Origin of the sequence: Flavobacterium enshiense, assembly GCF_022836875.1 — a bacterium.
GTDB classification, from domain to species: Bacteria; Bacteroidota; Bacteroidia; order Flavobacteriales; family Flavobacteriaceae; genus Flavobacterium; species Flavobacterium enshiense_A.
Map to the genome: position 1 here is coordinate 2,608,935 of NZ_CP090376.1, position 16,850 is coordinate 2,625,784.

Here is a 16,850-nt window from a genome sequence, read left to right on the forward strand (position 1 = left end):
TGCCTTTCTTATTATTGTATCTTTTAGTTCGTTGTCAACTCATTTATCACCTCTTTATGTGACGAAATAGCATTTTTTCTGTAATCTATTAAAGCATTATGCTCCATGAAAACGTGGTTGTTTTCGTATTTTGAATTTTCAAGTTGGTAAGCTTCTTTAAAACCAATCAGCGAAACTTCAATCCTTTTATCAACAGCATTGATATGCTTAAACTCTTTTATCAGATCTATAACATCATGGGCAATATACACCGTATCAGACGCATTGATTACCACTCTCGAATCTTCTGGAAGATTATTTAATGTTAGTTTTATTGCTGCTTTATTTAAAAAGGATACTTCCTGTGCCAAATCGATATGAATAATGTCTCCATCCTCATATTCTTCTTTACGGAAATAATAAGCTCTCTTCAGATTTCCTCTTAAAACAAAAATGATACTGATTACCATTCCAAGCGCAACTCCTTTAAGAAGATCAAGGAAAACAACCGCTAAAAGTGTCGCAATAAAAGGTACAAACTGATATTTACCTTTTTCCCAGAAATGCATGATTGTTGCCGGTTTAGCCAACTTATACCCTACTAGTAACAAAACAGCCGCTAAAGTGGCCAACGGAATTTTATTTAAAAATGCAGGTATGGCCAAAACACTTACCAACAACAGAATTCCGTGTGCAATTGTAGACATTTTGGATTTTGCTCCGGCATTTACATTGGCAGATGTACGAACAACAACCGATGTTAATGGTAAACCGCCCAAAAGAGAACTTACCATGTTTCCTATACCTTGTGCACGCAATTCTACATTCGTGTCGGTGAATCTTTTTTGCGGATCTAAACGGTCGGCCGCTTCTATACAAAGCAAGCTTTCTATTGATGCCACAATTGCGATTGTCAAAGCGACAATCCAAACTTTAGGATTCGTTATGGAAGCAAAATCAGGAAGCAGGAACATCGCCTTAAAATCGTCTACAGAAGAAGGTACAGGCAATGAAACCAAATGTTCTTTAGCGATGGCAAGTGAGCTCCCCGACGACGTGAAAATTTCATTCAGAACTACGCCGACAATTACAGCAACTAAAGCACCCGGAATTAATTTAAACTTCTTAAGAAAGGGAAATTTATCCCAGGAAATCAATATTATCAACGAAATAATCGTGATAACCACAGAACCTAACTGAATATAATCCAGTGCGCCAAATAAGGAGGAAAAAGTATTACCTCCATCCGCCTGAATGAAAGCCTCATCTCCTTCAAAATTGGCGTCATAACCGACTGCGTGAGGCAATTGTTTCAGGATTATGATAACACCAATACCCGCTAACATCCCTTCAATCACATTCATTGGAAAATAATTGGAGATACTTCCCGCTTTCAAAAAGCCTAAAGCCAATTGAATCAAACCTGCCAGAAAAACAGCCATCAGGAAAATATTGAATGCGCCGAAATCTGTAATCGCAGTAAGCACAATGGCCGTTAAACCAGCCGCAGGCCCGGAAACACTCACGTGGGATTTACTCAAATACCCAACAACAATTCCACCTATTGCACCAGCAATAATACCTGAGAAAAGCGGTGCGCCAGAAGCCATGGCAATACCTAAACACAATGGTAAAGCCACTAGAAAAACAACCAATCCTGAAGGTAAATCAGAATTCAGGCTGCCAAAAATATTTGTCTTTTTTGTCATAACCGATAAAATATAATATAATTAATACTCCAGACACGAGTACGTATCTGACAGATAATCAATAAAAAATTGATTTTTAAATTACATTATGCTTTTTCGGGGGGTGGGGAAAAAATTTCTTCAGAAACATTATCGTGCTTCTGTTCATTTTGAAAGTTAACGGTAATCTTTTTTTCAGGGAATTTTACAGTCTCAAAATGAAATACTGCCGCGATGCCTACAGGAATTTCTTTTATTTCTTTTTGAACTTCTTCTTCTGAAAGAGAGTAAAACATAGATGTATCGTTATCACCTTCCAGCATACCCACAATGGTTGGGGTCGCTAAAAAAGTCATAAATAAAAAAAGTACTATGTTTACCCAAATCTTCATGCCGCGAAATTAAAAAATAAAAAAGAGACTGAAAGCATATTGTGAAATATTTAATACAACTATACTTTCATACCATTAAAAGAGAAAAAAATCACATTTCCTCTTCCATCCAGGCTTTCAACATTTGAAATATTTTTACCGTCTTTTATATTAGTTATTATAGCGAAACAAAATTATTTGAAAATTTCACGGCTCACCAATAAATTAAATTGATAGATTTTATAATTTTATCGAAAATATTTATCTTATGACTATTACTCAATTATATTATGTTTTAGCTGTTGCAGAACACAAGAACTTCACCTTGGCAGCAGAAAAATGTTTTGTGACACAGCCGACCCTGAGTATGCAGATTCAAAAGTTGGAAGAAGAATTAGACATTCAGATTTTCGACAGAAGTAAAAAACCGATTCAACTGACCGAAATCGGCGCCAAAATAGTTCAACAGGCAAAAAACATTGTCAATGAATCAGACAGAATAAAAGATATAGTCGATCAGCAAAAAGGATATTTTGGAGGCGAGTTTAAAATAGGTATCATTCCAACCATTATGCCTACCCTATTACCAATGTTCTTAAATAACTTCATCAAAAAGTATCCAAAAATCAATTTGATCATTGAGGAACATAATACCGAGGAGATTATCAAACGATTAAAAAGCGGTCATCTGGATGCTGCCATTGCGGCAACTCCATTAGAAGAAGAATCCATAAAGGAAATTGTTTTGTATTACGAACCTTTTGTGGGTTATTTTCCTGAAAACCATAAAAATATCAGTAAAGAAGAAATCGATGTAGACGATCTGGACCCGGAGAACATATTACTTTTACAGGATGGCCATTGTTTTAGGGACGGAATCCTGAACTTGTGCAAAAATGCCAATCTTAAACGTGACAGTCATTTTCAAATTGAAAGCGGAAGTTTTGAAACATTAATCAAACTGGCTGACGAAGGATTAGGAATAACACTCTTACCATATTTACACACATTGGATTTAAGTGAGAAGACCAAATTAAACCTGCGTCATTTTAAAGAGCCCAGACCAGCTCGAGAAGTAAGCTTAATATTCCCGAAAAACGAACTCAAAATACACATCATCGATGCCCTAAGAACAACTATTTCAGGTGTCGTAAAAGGGGCAATTGCCTTTCACAATGTGCAGATTATCAGTCCGCTGTCAAAAAATAAAAGGAGCTCTTAGGCTCCTTTTATTTTTCAGTTAAGTAGTTAGTGGGGATATATTAATTTTCTTTAATTACAATCAAACACGGTTGCAATTCAGGTCTTTCAGAAGTAAAATAGTTCAACCATTTACATAATTGTTCAATTTCATAAGGCAATAAACTCTTAATTGCTTTCTTTAGTTCTTTCATAAAAAGTAACGGATCAAAACTCACTCTTTCAAGCACTGACTTTGTATAGTCATAAATCATTCGTGACATAATCTATTCATATTTATTTTGGTTAACAGAATAAGAACGTGATGTAAAATTACTTAATTTAAATATCACAACAAAGAAAAAAAGCAAAAATTTATCGATTAAATGCAAAATAAATCGATTAAATGTGTGTTTTGTATCGTAAATACGTTAAAATACTTACATTTTTATTATTTATTTTTTCTCATTTTTATAAATAAACTATTAAATATTCTAAAGAAATTTGACTTAATTATCAAGTAAATGAAAATCAATTGCGATTATTCGTAATTATCCTTAAATAAAAAAGGAGCCGAAGCTCCTTTTAATCATTTATGTAAACCAAACATTGTCGTAATTCGGGTTTTTCTTCTGTAAAGTTAAGCAACCATTCTGTCAATTGCTCTAATTCATAAGGTAATAGTATTTTAACTGCTTTTTCTAATTCTTTACAAAATAATATAGGGTCAAAACTTACTCGCTCTAAAATAGATTTGGTGTAAGCATACATTGATCTTGACATAATAATGAACTTATAATAATTGTTTAATCGGTTATTTAACTTATTAGTAAATTTATAAAAAAAATTTATTATTTTTTAAGTTTAAATTAATTAATTATTAACACTAGACATATATCACAATCTTTTAACAAACTAAATGCTATTTAACAGCTCGCAGCATTTCCCGCTTACCGGGAGGTCCCTGCAGCTTTTCAACAGAGAAGCCAACCTCAAGCATAGCTCTCTTAATAGGGCCCCTGCAAGCATATGTTACCAAGACTCCGTTTCCTTTCAGTGCATCGAACATTTTCCGGAAAATCTCCACCGACCATAACTCTGGCTGGTATTGAAATCCGAAGGCATCAAAGTAAATCAAATCGAATTGGTTTTTATCGTTTATTTCATTAAAAAACTGTTTTCTTTTTGTTAAAGTAAATCTGTCAGAAATCAATGTTTTACTTCCCCATTCACAGGAATGCATATGCTGAAACGCTGCATTATACTGATTGGCATTCAGTTGGGAAACATAATTCAGTTTTTCAACTTCTTCCGGAAAAACCGGATATGCTTCCACTCCAACATAATCAATTGTCTGATTCAAATTTTCAGCTTCCAGAAAGGTGATAAAAGCATTCAACCCCGTACCGAAACCAATTTCTAAAACAGCAACGGATTGCTCCTTAAAGAGTGACAGCCCGTTTTGAATGAATACATGTTTTGCTTCCTGAATCGCTCCGTGTTTAGAATGATAAGTTTCCCCCCACTCTTCCATCAGTAAGGACGAAGAACCGTCTTCAGTCTGAATAATTTTTCGTTTCAATTTTTATTCTATATATAGTTTCTTAATTCTTGGAATTGGTCCGCCGCATTTCACCTGATGACAACTCAAACAGGCATCCACCCCATTATTAAAATGTTCTTTTGCGTTTTTCGGATCCTGATAGATCAATTCCTGTGCTTTGATGAATTTTACAGCCTGCTCTTTAAAAAAAGCATCGTTTTCATTTTCATCCGTCATTACAGCTTTATGAATGTCCGTAAAATGTTGAGGAAATTGCCCAATAGTATCACCGTTTTTGATGCGGTCTTTCAAACGCAAATTGTCGGCATACATCTGTTCCATCAACAATGCCATCTCTGACATTTCATACATCTTGAAATCTTTCTTTCCAACTGTCTCTTTTTTTGCCTCAGCTTTTGGTTCTTCCTTTTTCATACAAGAGAAGAGAAGTCCTGACAGCAAAAAGACTACTACTCCCTTTTTCATTATTTTGCGATTAAAACACCGTCTGCCATAAAAGCATAGGTGACTTTCGGAGACGTAATACTGTCGATGGCCGCCTGAGATTTTCCGGCATCTTTAGCATAATGTTTCTGATCTGCAACCGTTTCAATACTCACAAATGCCTTTCCGTTTACAATAGCATCCTGTTTTCCAGCATTCATCGGAACAAAAAATGCATAGTCCTTAAATTTTACGAAAGCCTCGTTTCCTTCCGCTAAATCCATAGACATCCAGCAGCCTTTATTCTGACATACTTCAATAATATTAGATTTAAACTTAACGTTTAGAGTATCTCCTTCTTTCAAATCTTTAAACCTGGAAAACATTTCTTCTTTCGTTAACGTCTCAGTATCAGTTATACTATCACCAAAAACAGCATAATCTACTTTTTCTGATTCCGCGATATTTGCTTCCTCCTGTTTCTTATTGCAGCTTATAAAAGCAAGAACTGAAAAGGCTAAAACGACAACTTTTTTCATATTATTCAGATTTTCGACTTAATTAATAGATTTCAAAAGAAACGAATTAATATTGAACAACAAAATCCATAATCAAAATTTTCTGTTTATCTGATCAAAAAATAGCTTTTTGAAGTCATTCTTTGAATTTTTAAAAATAAATTAGGAAATCCATAATCAATTACACTATTTTTAATAACGCCTGCTAAAAAGTTCTTTTTTTTGCTAGATTTGCAATGACACAACAAGTTTATTAGGAATAATAAAATTCATATTTTTCTAATAACCAATTATTTAGTGTTTTTAATACTAATTTTTATTCAATGGAATTAACAGCTTTAGACAACATTAAAATTGTTACAGCAAAAGAATCAAAAATAACTTCGGTTGATTTTGATAATTTATCATTCGGAAATGTGTTTACAGACCATATGTTGGTTTGCGATTATGACAATGGTGTTTGGGGAGATCCCGAAATCAAACCTTACGAGCCATTTACCATGGATCCTTCATCACGTGTTTTCCATTATGGACAGGCAATTTTTGAAGGCATGAAAGCTTACAAAGATGAAAACAATGACGTTTGGTTGTACCGTCCTGATCAAAACCACGAAAGATTCAACAAATCGGCTGTACGTTTGGCGATGCCTGAAATTCCTGAAGAAATTTTCATTGATGGTTTAAAAAAGCTGATCGAAATTGAACAAAAATGGGTTAAAAAAGGAAAAGGAAATTCACTTTACATTCGTCCTTTCATGATTGCTACGGGACATGGTGTAGTTGCCTCTCCCTCAAATCAATACCGTTTCTGCATCATTCTTTCTCCTGCAAGTGCTTATTACTCGGGAGATGTTAAAGTGGTTATTGCAGATCATTACAGCCGTGCGGCTAACGGAGGAATTGGTGCTGCAAAAGCGGCAGGAAATTATTCTGCGCAATTTTATCCGACAAAATTGGCTAACCAGGAAGGTTTTCAGCAAATCATCTGGACTGACGATGCAACGCATACTAAATTAGAAGAAGCAGGAACAATGAATGTTTTCTTCAGAATCAACGATACTTTATATACAGCCCCAACAAGTGAGCGTATTCTTGATGGTGTAACCCGTAAAAGTATCATTGACATCGCGGAACGTGATGGAATTGATGTTGAAGTAAGACCGGTTTTGGTTTCTGAAATTGTGGCAGCTGCTGAAAAAGGAACTTTGAAAGAAATTTTCGGAGCCGGAACCGCTGCAGTAATTAGTCCGATTTCAGGTTTTTCATTTAAAGACATCTATTATGAATTGCCAAAAATGGAAAATTCATTCGCTTCAGAAATTAAAGAGAAGCTGACAAATATTCAATACAAACTTGCCGAAGACACTTTCGGTTGGACAGTTAAAATATAAGTTATCAGTCACAGCCTAACGTAAATTTTGTCTGAGTCTATACAATAAAAAATCCCGATTTAATCGGGATTTTTTTTATCTCAATATTTCCTCAAAATTGGGCTTAAAGTAATTCGGACCTTTCATTACTTTTCCGTCTTCGCGGTAAATCGGTTTTCCGTCTTCACCCAGCTTACTCATATTGCTGCGCTGGATTTCATCGAAGACTTCTTCTATTTTGTGTTGTAATCCATGCTCCAAAATGGTTCCGCATAAAATATAAAGCATATCCCCTAAGGCATCAGCTATTTCGACTAAATCATTATTCTGTACGGCTTCCAGATATTCTTCATTTTCTTCTTTCATCAGATTAAAACGAAGCCTGTTTACCTGTTCTCCCAAATCTCCTTTTGGTTCGTGACTCACTCCTAAACCGAAAGCCTCATGAAATTCTTTAACTGCGTTAAGTTGTTTTTGCATAATCGTAAAATTTGTTGCGAAAAGTAAATAAAATAATTTTCAAAAAACTAATTTTGTCAAAATTTCCAGCTATGTTTTCAACAGGTCAACTGACTTTCGCCATATTTTTTGTTGTCGTATTTGTATCAGTAATGATATATGTTTACCGGAAAGATTTGGCCCTGCACAAAATCCACTACAAAGGCAGTTTATGGATACTCTTTTTCTTCCTGCTTTTTATAGGAATTTTATTTATAATCAAATTGGCCCTGAAAGAATAAATATCCTTATATTTGAAAATTATCATAATTAGTACAAAATTATGCGAATTGTAAAATACATACTCCTCCTTATATTACTTGCTATTATTGCCATTACCGTTTATATCGGCACACAAAACAGCCAATATGATATTAAACGAAGTAAAGTTATCAATATACCTCAACCCGTTTTATTTAATTATATAAACGATTATAAAAACTGGGAAGACTGGGGGCCATGGGGTGAAGAAGATAAGTCCATTCAATACACCTATGCTGAAAAAACACATGGTGAGGGTGCTTCTTTTTCATGGATTGGAAAAGAGGGTGAAGGCCGAATGAAAACGGTTAAAACCATGGAAAACGACAGTATTTTCCAAAAAATTTATTTTGGAGAAGGCGAACCTGATAACATTATTTGGGGATTTGAAAAAACAGGAAATAGCACCAAAGTAACCTGGCAAATGAAGGGAAAAATGCCTTTCATGATGAAATTTTTCTCCTTCTTCAAAGGTGGCGTAGAAAACATGATGGCTCCGATGTTTGAAAAAGGCCTGAATAATATTGACAACCTTTTGGTAAAAGAACTAAAAAACTATACTGTAAAAGTGAATGGTTTAACCAGAAAATCGGGAGTTTATTATATCAAACAAACGGTTACCTGTAAAATTCCGTCCCTTTCCAAAAACATGGGAATCATGTTCCGAAAGATTACAAAATTTGCCAAAGACAATAACATAACGGTTAACGGTTCTCCTTTTGCTATTTACTATAAATATGACACGACAAACGGTATCGTAACCTTCTCAACCTGTTTACCGATTGCCGAAGAAATTTTCACCTCGGAAGGAAGTGACATTGAGGGAGGTCGTTTCTATTCCTACTTGGCTTTAAAAACCACGCTTACGGGTGATTACTCTCACAGCAAAGAAGCATGGGATAAGGCTTACGCTGAAATAGCAAAACACAAATGGATGGAAGATCATGCCGGAAAATATATTGAAGTTTACAAAGTTGGAATGAATGAGACGAGAAGAGCTTCACAATGGATTACGGAAATTTACATCCCAATTGTAGAAAAAGCCAAGCCTATTGAAATCCCGGCAGCAGCAAAAGATTCAACAAAAGTTCAATTATAAAAAAAGTCCCAATTGGGACTTTTTTTATTCTATATTTTATTTAGTCTTTCAACAATTGCTTGATTACTGTCTCGGCTGCATGCAGCCCAAACAAGGCCGGCATCCAACTGTTTGTTCCATAGAACGATTTTTTAAAGTTGGTTCCGTCAGTCATTTTTAAACTGCTTTCGTCTGGTTTTTCCACTGAAAATACTGCTTTTACTCCACTGGAAATACCTTCTTTTTTCAAACGTTTACGAATCACTTTGGCAAGTGGACAAACATCTGTCTTGCTGATATCTTTTACGACAACTTTACTTGCCAGCATCTTTCCTCCTGCTCCCATATTACTGATAACACGAACCCTTTTGCGTTTAGCCGCTAATATCAGATTCAATTTCGGTGTGATACTATCGATGCAATCCAAAACATAATCGAATTCCGGAGAGACCAATTCGAAAGCTCTTTCCGGTGATAAAAACTCTTGAATTCGGGTTAATTGTAATTCCGGGTTGATATCCATTAATCGGTCACCTACAATTTTAACCTTTGGCTGTCCTACTGTAGAATGTAGTGCCGGTAACTGACGGTTCACGTTGGTAATATCAACTGTATCGCCATCAACAATAGTCATTTTTCCAACACCTGCTCGGGCAATAAATTCGGCCGCGAAGGAACCAACTCCTCCCATTCCTACTACCAATACATTGGAATTTCTTAATTTTTCTAATCCTTCTTTTTTAAATAATAATTCGGCTCTTTCTGTCCATTCTGCCATTTTACAACATTTTGTGTAATGTGATTCCGGTCGAAAAACCGGTCTTCATTACGGGTTAAAAACTAACTTAAAATTATCTTCGATAATTTGTTCCACATTCATTTTTTTGATGAATGCAGCTTTATCATACACATCTGAGATGCTTTCTTCAATCGTATCGGTTTCCAGGAAAAAACGGTCGTTCGGAACCTGCTCAAAAACAGATGCCAGTTCCGGGTTCCGAAGCAGGTATTTTCCAAATGACAAATAAAAACCGTTATCCAAAAGGGATTTGGCTACCTGCCAGTTTTTAGAAAATCCATGAATAATCATCGGTACTTCGATTTTGAATCGTTTTTTAATTTCAATCACTTCCTGATAGGCGGAAACGCAGTGCAAAATTACAGGTTTTTGGTATTTTACAGCCAATGCTAATTGTTTTTCGAAAACGGCTGTCTGAATTTCCAGAGATGTTTCAATTCGTTTATCCAATCCGCACTCACCTAAGGCAAGGCAATTTTGCTGTTGGAGTTTGTTTTCAATAATTTGCAGAAATTCATCGGTTTTATCCACATCAATATACCATGGATGGATACCTATGGAAAAATATTGAACCGTATCATCAAATTCATATGGATACTGATTAACAATTTCCAGAACATTTTCCTGATTGGTACTTTTATGCGTATGGATATTAAATTTCATTATGATAAACTAATCATGAAACTTCATCACACCGGCACGTACTTCCACCAAGATATCGTTTTCTTTTGGAGGAATCGGGCATGAATACCCTTCGTTATAGGCACAATACGGATTGTATGCTTTGTTAAAATCCAAAGTTATTGCAGAACTATCCGAAGCTTCCAAATCGATATAACGTCCACCACCATAACTTTCTACCCCACTCGTTAAATCAGTAAACGGAAGGAACAAATAGTTTTTAAACTTTTCCTGTTTTGACAAATCGATACTTTGGTAGACATTCAGTTTACATTCTTTTCCTTTCAATACAAAATGTAATTCACCGTATTTAACATACAATGGTGTTCTGCTTCCTGTAGTTTTCATTGCAAATGGCTTTTCATTAGGTGTTTTCACTAATTTAGCTTCCACACAAAAACTCATATCAACCGGATAAAAATCGAGTGATTTGAAATGCTCTAAATCCGATTTTTTGAGAGGACTTTCCTTTTCATCGGCATATTCTTTATTGAGTTGCAACTGATAAGCCTTAGCAGTTTCTTCACTGCATTGTGCCGAAACAACCATCGGAAATAAAACGATAAAAAGAAGCTTTTTCATTTTTTTAGATTTTTCACAAAAGTACTCAAAAATTACATTTTAAAAATTCACATTCATTTAACAGTGAATCGGGCAATAAGATTATAGATTTGTATTTCATAATTTAAGTATGTTCCTACAAGTTTTTTCAAGATACATTAACAACTTCAGAGGGTTTTCACGGGAAATCTGGATCCTTACGCTCATTACTTTTATCAACAGAGCCGGCACAATGGTATTGCCGTTCTTATCCAAATACCTGAAAGAAGATTTACATTTTTCTTACAGTCAGGTCGGATGGATTATGGTTTGTTTTGGGTTAGGGTCGATGATTGGATCGTGGTTAGGAGGTAAACTATCCGATAAAATAGGCTTCTATAAAATTATGATCTTCAGTCTATTCACAAGTGGCCTATTGTTTTTTGTTATCCAGTTCATCACCAGTTTTGTCGGACTCTGTATAAGTATGTTTTCGATTATGATTATTGCCGATATGTTCCGACCGGCCATGTTTGTTTCACTTGGAGCCTATGCCAAACCTGAAAACAGAACCCGCGCTTTGACCTTAGTCCGTTTAGCTGTAAATCTTGGTTTCGCTGCCGGTCCGGCATTGGGTGGATTGATTATCATGGGCATCGGATATAAAGGGTTATTTTGGGTAGATGGTACAAGTTGCATTGTTTCAATATTGATATTTGCTTTGTTGGTAAAAGAGAAAAAGAAAGAACAAGTACATCTTGACCAATTTGAAAATGCACAACAGAAATCCGTTTTTAAGGACAGGCCATTTTGGATATTCCTATTCATCAGCTTTCTTACGGCCATGGTTTTCTTCCAGTTATTTACCACACTCCCGCTTTATCATCATGAACAATTTGCAATGACTGAATTCCAAACAGGATTGCTGATGTCGTTTAATGGCCTCATGGTTTTCTTTTTCGAGATGCCGATTGTCTCCTACTTTGAGCGTAAAAAAGTTGATAAAGTAAAAATCATTCTCTTTGGCGCTTTATTTATGGCCATCAGCTACTATCTACTCCTTATCAATCTTTGGGCAGGTATTTTAATCGTAAGCATGCTGTTTGTTACTTTTGGTGAAATGTTTGCCTTCCCGTTTTCCAATTCCTTTGCAATGAGCCGGGCTCCTAAAGGACATGAAGGACGTTATATGGCACTTTATACGATGAGTTTCAGTTTAGCTCACATTATGAGCTCCAAAACCGGAATGGAGATCATTTCCCGATTTGGTTATTCGGTAAACTGGTTCTTCATGGGAAGTTGTGGCATTGCAGCACTAGTTTGCTGTCTTTGGCTGCGAAGAATACTAAATGACTAAATCTGATTTTTTTGTTGGATAACAGAATATTGTCTTTTTTTCTGTAGGAAAACTGTAATTTAGAGGTTACATTTATTTTAACCATCTGTTTCTATATGCATAAGGCGCTGCTATTCCTTCTCTTATTAAGTCAATTTGCCTTCTCTCAAAGCGACATCAGTAAGCTGGTTGACAGTTTAACGATGAACCTTTCCGATAAGGATAAAGCAACTATTGCTCTAAAAATTGCACATGAGTTAAAAAGTTCCGACTGGAAAAGATCGCTACATTATATTGAATATTCTGAAAAGCTCGTAAAAAAAATAGACTCAGATCAAGTTACGGCCGATATCAACACCAAAATTGGAGACATCTACAACGAGAAAGATGCTTTCGACATTGCTTTAACTTATTATCTGAAGGCCTATGAATACTACAGGGAAAACAATGTTGGTGAAAAAAGATACCATCTGGAAAATTCTTTGGCCATCATTTATGCCCGACTGAATAATAAACAAAAAGCATTACACTATTTCAATAATTTACTGAAACACTATCGTGAAAAAAAGAACACCACTTTTACAGCAAAAGCCTTTAACAATATAGGTACGCTTTACATGAGCAATGACATACTGGACAGTGCCATGGTTAATTTTAAGAAATCCTTGTTACTCAGTCAGAAAATTCACGACGAAAAATTAAACAGCATTTTATACAACAACCTCGGTATTTGTTATACTCGTTTAAATAATTTCGAGGAAGCCAAAAGTTACTTCGACAAATCCATTGCAATTGCCGAAAATAATGCGACAGACAAAAACAAAGCCTGGATATACAATTCGATTTCGAAGATGTATTTGTTGAAAAAACAACCTGATGCAGCACTTTCCTATGCCCAAAAGGCAGCAGCGTTGCTGGAAAATGAAAAATACAGTTTTGAATATAAGAATGCTTTAATCAATATTTACAAATCCTACCTCTTGAAAGGCGATTATAAAAATGCAGCCACTTATTTTGAAACGTATGATCAGATAAGGGACAGTCTGAATATTGAAAGCAAAGCCATGAATGTTGAAAAACTGAAACTCGAGCAGGAACATAAAGAAAATGAAGAGCTACGATTATTAAAAGAAAGCAAAGAGAATTTCAAATACTATATAATAGGATTAAGCCTCATCATGGTGATGATGATACTCTTTATTTTATTGATCAAATACAGAAACAGGCTCACTAATGCACAATTGGAAAAAGATCTGTTCGAGGCCAAAAAAAACGAGTTGGACGCCAATCTTGAACTAAAAAATAAAGAACTGATAACCAATTCCATGATGGAAATTCAGCGGGCGGAAATCATTGAACAAATCATAGATGATTTAAAAGAACTGAAATTACAGTCCCCAAAAAAAGAAACAATGCAGACGATTGACATGATTATTAAACAATTGGGCAAAAGAGACAATGACAGTCTTTGGGAAGAATTCGAACTTCATTACGGGAATGTCAACGAATCGTTTTACAACACCCTCAGCGATAAACATCCGGAATTAACCTATCGTGATAAAAGACTTTGCGCCTTATTAAAACTTAACTTAACCACCAAAGAGATAGCTCAGATTACCGGGCAGTCGATAAAATCGTTGGAAAATGCGAGAACGAGACTGAGAAAAAAACTGAACTTAACCAATACAAACCTCGATTTGGTTACCTATTTAGTTAATTTAAATTAAAAATACCACAAAGCGTCCACACTCCTCTCTCAAAATCATCATTCAAAATAAATTCAAAAAACTCTTTAAAATCAGGTATTTACAAAAAAATGAGTGGTAAATAAGTGTAAAAATAAACAGCTTGAGTAGTTTATAAAGGCCTAAAAAATAGTATCGGACATAGTGATTAAATAATTTTGGAATAACCAAAAAAAATAATTCAGGGTGATATCTGAATTAGAATCAAAAAACTATGACGATTATATTTTTTCAAACTTAAATTATTAATGCTATGAAAAAAATTACTTTTCTTTTACTTTTTTTAGTTTCTTTCCTATCGGGAAATGCTCAGTGGACCACAGATACAGCGGTAAACACATTGGTGGCAGATGTGATCAACTTTGATCAGTATGTTGTTAAATGTCCAAACGGAAGTACATATGTTGTATTTTGGAAACAAGTAACTACAGGAGGCAATTTTGAATTGAGAGTACAGTTATTGGACGTTAACGGTGTTCGCAAATTCGGACCAGAAGGAATGCTGATAAGCAATACCGTACCAATGAGCACTTTCACAATTACTAGTGGTGTAGCGGGCGATTCAAAAAACAACCTATATGTGTCGGTCGGAGGTACATCAACTCCATCTAATCCGCCAATTTTCGCCTACAAAATAAACCAAGAAGGAAACATGTTATGGGGACCCAACGGAATAAGCGTAGGAAACGGATATCAGCCGACGATACTTCCTTTGGAGAATATTAATGAGAATGGGAATGTGTTGATCAGTTATATGAATAGTGCAGGTGGTCCCGCAAAATTACAAAAATATACGGCTGCAGGAGTTCCTGTTTGGGCTTCACCGGTGGATGTTCTTTCTGATATCCCTGCCTCCAGAACGGCACCGGCAAGTTTTTTTGAATTATCAAACCAACAAGTTATGTTGGTATTTCATAAAATAACTACTGGTACAAACAGTTTTCTTTTCGCGCAAAAATTCAATACTGATGGACTGGCCCAATGGGCAGCACCAACGCGATTAGCAGATAAAGGAACTAATTTTAATAATCCAAGCTACGGAGGTGTTCAGGACGGGGATGTGGTTTATTATGGATATTCCGGAAAAACAGGAACGCGATCAGATTCATTTATGCAAAGAATCAATCCCGACGGTGCCATACCTTGGGGCATTAATGGAGTTGATTTTGACACCAATGCAACGATGTACGAAACCGATGCTCAAATTGCCTTTGCTCCGGGTTCGCAATATGTTTGGGCCATGTCAAACTACACTCCTTCTTCCCAAGACCTTAGAGGAGAATACATACAAAAATTTGATAAAATTACAGGGGCCAGACAATTTACTGATAATGCTAAACAGGTTTTTCCGGTAGATAATAATTACAGATGCCATGCCGGAAAACTTCAATTAATTAATGACAACCCGTTTTTTTTAATTACGGAAGGCTTTGCCAGTGGAACGACTCCATTGGCTGTTAAAGCAGTTCTTTTGAATTCTAATGGAGATTTTACATGGCCGGAACAATCCCTTCCTGTAGCAACTTTTAGTGCTACTAAAGGATATATAACTTTAACAAAACCTGTGAACAACAGTGAGGCTGTTGTGGTTTTCACAGAACCAAAGGTCAGCGGACAGAATAGAATTTATGCCCAGAAATTTGTATTTCCGACACTTGGAGTTAATGATTTTGAAGATGCGGAAAATGCTGTACTACTATATCCAAACCCTGCCAGCAGTTACTTTAACATTAAAGCAGCTTCAACAATCAAAACTATTGCGGTTTATAATATGTTAGGTCAAAATGTTCTTACGAAGGACTTTGTAGATTCAATGGAATTAAACATACCAACTCAAAACTGGTCAAGAGGTTTATATACAATCAGCATTGAAACGACTGACAACAAAACGCTGACAAGAAAATTACTTAAAGAATAACCACCACTAAACGATAACTTAACTATCACTTTTTTTTGGTAGGCCTGCCAAATAAGTCCTATCTATGAAATCCCGATTCGTCGGGATTTTTTATTACAGGACAGTTACCTCATCTAAATAAATTAAAGTATCACTCCTCTCAGAAGTTAATTAACACTTTAGTACTCAGCATTTTTATTATTTTTACAATTCCCAAATTTGTTAACAAAACTATAAAATTAGTTCATTAACTACAAAAATAGTTGTGTAACTAAAAATATAGTTGTACGTTTGTTATGTGCTTGAGAGTTAGCAAGCACATTTTGCGTTAGATTTGAGATTAAGAGGAGGACAGCCCGTGGCTGTCCGGTAAAAATCTACGCAGCTAATTAGCGTTAGGGATTACTTCACTTAACTTTTATTTTAATAGGAGTTCAGTGAACTACGTTTAAGGCGATATCCTCTTTATTTGGGCATTTCGAGAGCCTCAATGTCCAAATAAAAAGATAAAGCCGATAGTCCGACCCTTGTGGGAACGCCCATTTAAAAACATCAATCATGCAAAAGTTAACCAACAAAGAAGAAGAAGTAATGCACATTTTATGGAAGCTGGAAAAAGCCTTTGTGAAAGAAGTTATGGCAGAAATAAAAGAAGATCAGCCGCATTACAACACTTTGTCTACGATTATCCGGAATCTGGAAGAGAAAGGATATGTTTCGCACAATGCCTTTGGAAATACGCACCAATACTTCCCTATCGTAACAAAAGAAGACTACCGTAAAGGTTTTATGAACACTGCTATTGAAAATTATTTCAATAACTCCTATAAAAGTATGGTTTCCTTTTTTGCCAAGGAAGAGAAAATCAGTGCCAAAGAATTACGCGAAATATTAGAAATGATCGAAAAGAAAAAATAAAGCCT

18 protein-coding genes are annotated in these 16,850 nt (G+C 35.4%); 7 read left to right on the forward strand and 11 right to left on the reverse strand.

Translation table 11 applies throughout. The features are described from left to right. Positions 1 to 23: 23 nt before the first annotated feature. Together LZF87_RS11725 and LZF87_RS11730 are read right to left on the reverse strand one after the other, a co-directional pair. Positions 24 to 1,688 (reverse strand): SulP family inorganic anion transporter, encoded by a 1,665-nt coding sequence (locus LZF87_RS11725; RefSeq protein WP_244339196.1) that lies wholly within the window; start codon positions 1,686 to 1,688, stop codon positions 24 to 26. An 86-nt stretch (positions 1,689 to 1,774) separates the two neighbouring features. Continuing rightward, positions 1,775 to 2,059: a hypothetical protein gene (locus tag LZF87_RS11730; RefSeq protein ID WP_244339197.1), complete on the reverse strand. Its 285-nt coding sequence runs from the start codon at positions 2,057 to 2,059 to the stop codon at positions 1,775 to 1,777. Positions 2,060 to 2,306: 247 nt separating this feature from the next. Between LZF87_RS11730 and LZF87_RS11735 the strand changes: the two genes are divergently transcribed. Further along, complete coding sequence (locus LZF87_RS11735) at positions 2,307 to 3,260, forward strand: LysR substrate-binding domain-containing protein (RefSeq protein WP_244339198.1); 954 nt, start codon at positions 2,307 to 2,309, stop codon at positions 3,258 to 3,260. Between the two features lie 40 nt (positions 3,261 to 3,300). Here LZF87_RS11735 and LZF87_RS11740 read toward each other — a convergent pair whose 3' ends face one another. The 5 genes from LZF87_RS11740 to LZF87_RS11760 form a co-directional block, all read right to left on the reverse strand. Beyond that, entirely contained in the window at positions 3,301 to 3,501 is a 201-nt protein-coding gene (locus LZF87_RS11740; protein ID WP_244339199.1) for a hypothetical protein, read from the reverse strand. Between the two features lie 301 nt (positions 3,502 to 3,802). Then, positions 3,803 to 4,000 carry a hypothetical protein gene (locus tag LZF87_RS11745; RefSeq protein WP_244339200.1) on the reverse strand — a complete coding sequence of 66 codons (198 nt, stop codon included), beginning with the start codon at positions 3,998 to 4,000 and terminating at the stop codon, positions 3,803 to 3,805. A gap of 139 nt (positions 4,001 to 4,139) precedes the next feature. Beyond that, complete coding sequence (gene mnmD, locus LZF87_RS11750; RefSeq protein ID WP_244339201.1) at positions 4,140 to 4,799, reverse strand: tRNA (5-methylaminomethyl-2-thiouridine)(34)-methyltransferase MnmD; 660 nt, start codon at positions 4,797 to 4,799, stop codon at positions 4,140 to 4,142. Between the two features lie 3 nt (positions 4,800 to 4,802). Beyond that, positions 4,803 to 5,246 (reverse strand): hypothetical protein, encoded by a 444-nt coding sequence (locus LZF87_RS11755; RefSeq protein ID WP_244339202.1) that lies wholly within the window; start codon positions 5,244 to 5,246, stop codon positions 4,803 to 4,805. Next, positions 5,246 to 5,743: a DUF4920 domain-containing protein gene (locus LZF87_RS11760; RefSeq protein ID WP_244339203.1), complete on the reverse strand. Its 498-nt coding sequence runs from the start codon at positions 5,741 to 5,743 to the stop codon at positions 5,246 to 5,248. Before LZF87_RS11760 ends, LZF87_RS11755 begins: the two co-directional genes overlap by 1 nt. Before the next feature lie 302 nt (positions 5,744 to 6,045). Here LZF87_RS11760 and LZF87_RS11765 point away from each other — a divergent pair, with 302 nt between their 5' ends. Beyond that, positions 6,046 to 7,113 (forward strand): branched-chain amino acid aminotransferase, encoded by a 1,068-nt coding sequence (locus LZF87_RS11765; protein WP_244339204.1) that lies wholly within the window; start codon positions 6,046 to 6,048, stop codon positions 7,111 to 7,113. Positions 7,114 to 7,188: 75 nt separating this feature from the next. On the opposite strand, the gene LZF87_RS11770 is transcribed toward LZF87_RS11765, so the two are convergent. Further along, complete coding sequence (locus LZF87_RS11770; protein ID WP_244339205.1) at positions 7,189 to 7,572, reverse strand: nucleoside triphosphate pyrophosphohydrolase family protein; 384 nt, start codon at positions 7,570 to 7,572, stop codon at positions 7,189 to 7,191. Positions 7,573 to 7,873: 301 nt separating this feature from the next. Here LZF87_RS11770 and LZF87_RS11780 point away from each other — a divergent pair, with 301 nt between their 5' ends. Beyond that, complete coding sequence (locus tag LZF87_RS11780; RefSeq protein ID WP_244339206.1) at positions 7,874 to 8,950, forward strand: SRPBCC family protein; 1,077 nt, start codon at positions 7,874 to 7,876, stop codon at positions 8,948 to 8,950. Between the two features lie 40 nt (positions 8,951 to 8,990). Here LZF87_RS11780 and LZF87_RS11785 read toward each other — a convergent pair whose 3' ends face one another. The 3 genes from LZF87_RS11785 to LZF87_RS11795 are packed head-to-tail and all read right to left on the reverse strand — an operon-like array spanning position 8,991 to position 10,991. Further along, on the reverse strand, positions 8,991 to 9,707 hold the full coding sequence (locus LZF87_RS11785; RefSeq protein WP_244339207.1) for a tRNA threonylcarbamoyladenosine dehydratase: 717 nt from the start codon (positions 9,705 to 9,707) through the stop codon (positions 8,991 to 8,993). Positions 9,708 to 9,755: 48 nt separating this feature from the next. Next, on the reverse strand, positions 9,756 to 10,391 hold the full coding sequence (locus tag LZF87_RS11790; RefSeq protein ID WP_244339208.1) for a TatD family hydrolase: 636 nt from the start codon (positions 10,389 to 10,391) through the stop codon (positions 9,756 to 9,758). A gap of 9 nt (positions 10,392 to 10,400) precedes the next feature. Continuing rightward, positions 10,401 to 10,991 (reverse strand): DUF1684 domain-containing protein, encoded by a 591-nt coding sequence (locus LZF87_RS11795; RefSeq protein WP_244339209.1) that lies wholly within the window; start codon positions 10,989 to 10,991, stop codon positions 10,401 to 10,403. Positions 10,992 to 11,100: 109 nt separating this feature from the next. Between LZF87_RS11795 and LZF87_RS11800 the strand changes: the two genes are divergently transcribed. From LZF87_RS11800 to LZF87_RS11815, 4 genes are all read left to right on the forward strand, one after another. Continuing rightward, positions 11,101 to 12,306 (forward strand): MDR family MFS transporter, encoded by a 1,206-nt coding sequence (locus LZF87_RS11800; RefSeq protein WP_244339210.1) that lies wholly within the window; start codon positions 11,101 to 11,103, stop codon positions 12,304 to 12,306. A gap of 95 nt (positions 12,307 to 12,401) precedes the next feature. Continuing rightward, the gene (locus tag LZF87_RS11805; RefSeq protein WP_244339211.1) at positions 12,402 to 14,012 is read left to right on the forward strand and encodes a tetratricopeptide repeat protein; all 1,611 of its coding nucleotides are present in this window, start codon (positions 12,402 to 12,404) and stop codon (positions 14,010 to 14,012) included. A 271-nt stretch (positions 14,013 to 14,283) separates the two neighbouring features. Continuing rightward, positions 14,284 to 15,948, forward strand: coding sequence for a T9SS type A sorting domain-containing protein (locus LZF87_RS11810; RefSeq protein ID WP_244339212.1), 1,665 nt, complete (start codon positions 14,284 to 14,286; stop codon positions 15,946 to 15,948). A 537-nt stretch (positions 15,949 to 16,485) separates the two neighbouring features. Continuing rightward, positions 16,486 to 16,845: a BlaI/MecI/CopY family transcriptional regulator gene (locus tag LZF87_RS11815; protein ID WP_244339213.1), complete on the forward strand. Its 360-nt coding sequence runs from the start codon at positions 16,486 to 16,488 to the stop codon at positions 16,843 to 16,845. Positions 16,846 to 16,850 lie beyond the last annotated feature (5 nt).

Bases quoted from the DNA above. Each gene is read 5' to 3' on its own strand.
- LZF87_RS11725 (WP_244339196.1), bottom strand. From the start codon at position 1,688: ATGACAAAAAAGACAAATATTTTTGGCAGCCTGAATTCTGATTTACCT.
- LZF87_RS11730 (WP_244339197.1), bottom strand. From the start codon at position 2,059: ATGAAGATTTGGGTAAACATAGTACTTTTTTTATTTATGACTTTTTTA.
- LZF87_RS11735 (WP_244339198.1), top strand. From the start codon at position 2,307: ATGACTATTACTCAATTATATTATGTTTTAGCTGTTGCAGAACACAAG.
- LZF87_RS11740 (WP_244339199.1), bottom strand. From the start codon at position 3,501: ATGTCACGAATGATTTATGACTATACAAAGTCAGTGCTTGAAAGAGTG.
- LZF87_RS11745 (WP_244339200.1), bottom strand. From the start codon at position 4,000: ATGTCAAGATCAATGTATGCTTACACCAAATCTATTTTAGAGCGAGTA.
- LZF87_RS11755 (WP_244339202.1), bottom strand. From the start codon at position 5,246: ATGAAAAAGGGAGTAGTAGTCTTTTTGCTGTCAGGACTTCTCTTCTCT.
- LZF87_RS11760 (WP_244339203.1), bottom strand. From the start codon at position 5,743: ATGAAAAAAGTTGTCGTTTTAGCCTTTTCAGTTCTTGCTTTTATAAGC.
- LZF87_RS11765 (WP_244339204.1), top strand. From the start codon at position 6,046: ATGGAATTAACAGCTTTAGACAACATTAAAATTGTTACAGCAAAAGAA.
- LZF87_RS11770 (WP_244339205.1), bottom strand. From the start codon at position 7,572: ATGCAAAAACAACTTAACGCAGTTAAAGAATTTCATGAGGCTTTCGGT.
- LZF87_RS11780 (WP_244339206.1), top strand. From the start codon at position 7,874: ATGCGAATTGTAAAATACATACTCCTCCTTATATTACTTGCTATTATT.
- LZF87_RS11785 (WP_244339207.1), bottom strand. From the start codon at position 9,707: ATGGCAGAATGGACAGAAAGAGCCGAATTATTATTTAAAAAAGAAGGA.
- LZF87_RS11790 (WP_244339208.1), bottom strand. From the start codon at position 10,391: ATGAAATTTAATATCCATACGCATAAAAGTACCAATCAGGAAAATGTT.
- LZF87_RS11795 (WP_244339209.1), bottom strand. From the start codon at position 10,991: ATGAAAAAGCTTCTTTTTATCGTTTTATTTCCGATGGTTGTTTCGGCA.
- LZF87_RS11800 (WP_244339210.1), top strand. From the start codon at position 11,101: ATGTTCCTACAAGTTTTTTCAAGATACATTAACAACTTCAGAGGGTTT.
- LZF87_RS11805 (WP_244339211.1), top strand. From the start codon at position 12,402: ATGCATAAGGCGCTGCTATTCCTTCTCTTATTAAGTCAATTTGCCTTC.
- LZF87_RS11810 (WP_244339212.1), top strand. From the start codon at position 14,284: ATGAAAAAAATTACTTTTCTTTTACTTTTTTTAGTTTCTTTCCTATCG.
- LZF87_RS11815 (WP_244339213.1), top strand. From the start codon at position 16,486: ATGCAAAAGTTAACCAACAAAGAAGAAGAAGTAATGCACATTTTATGG.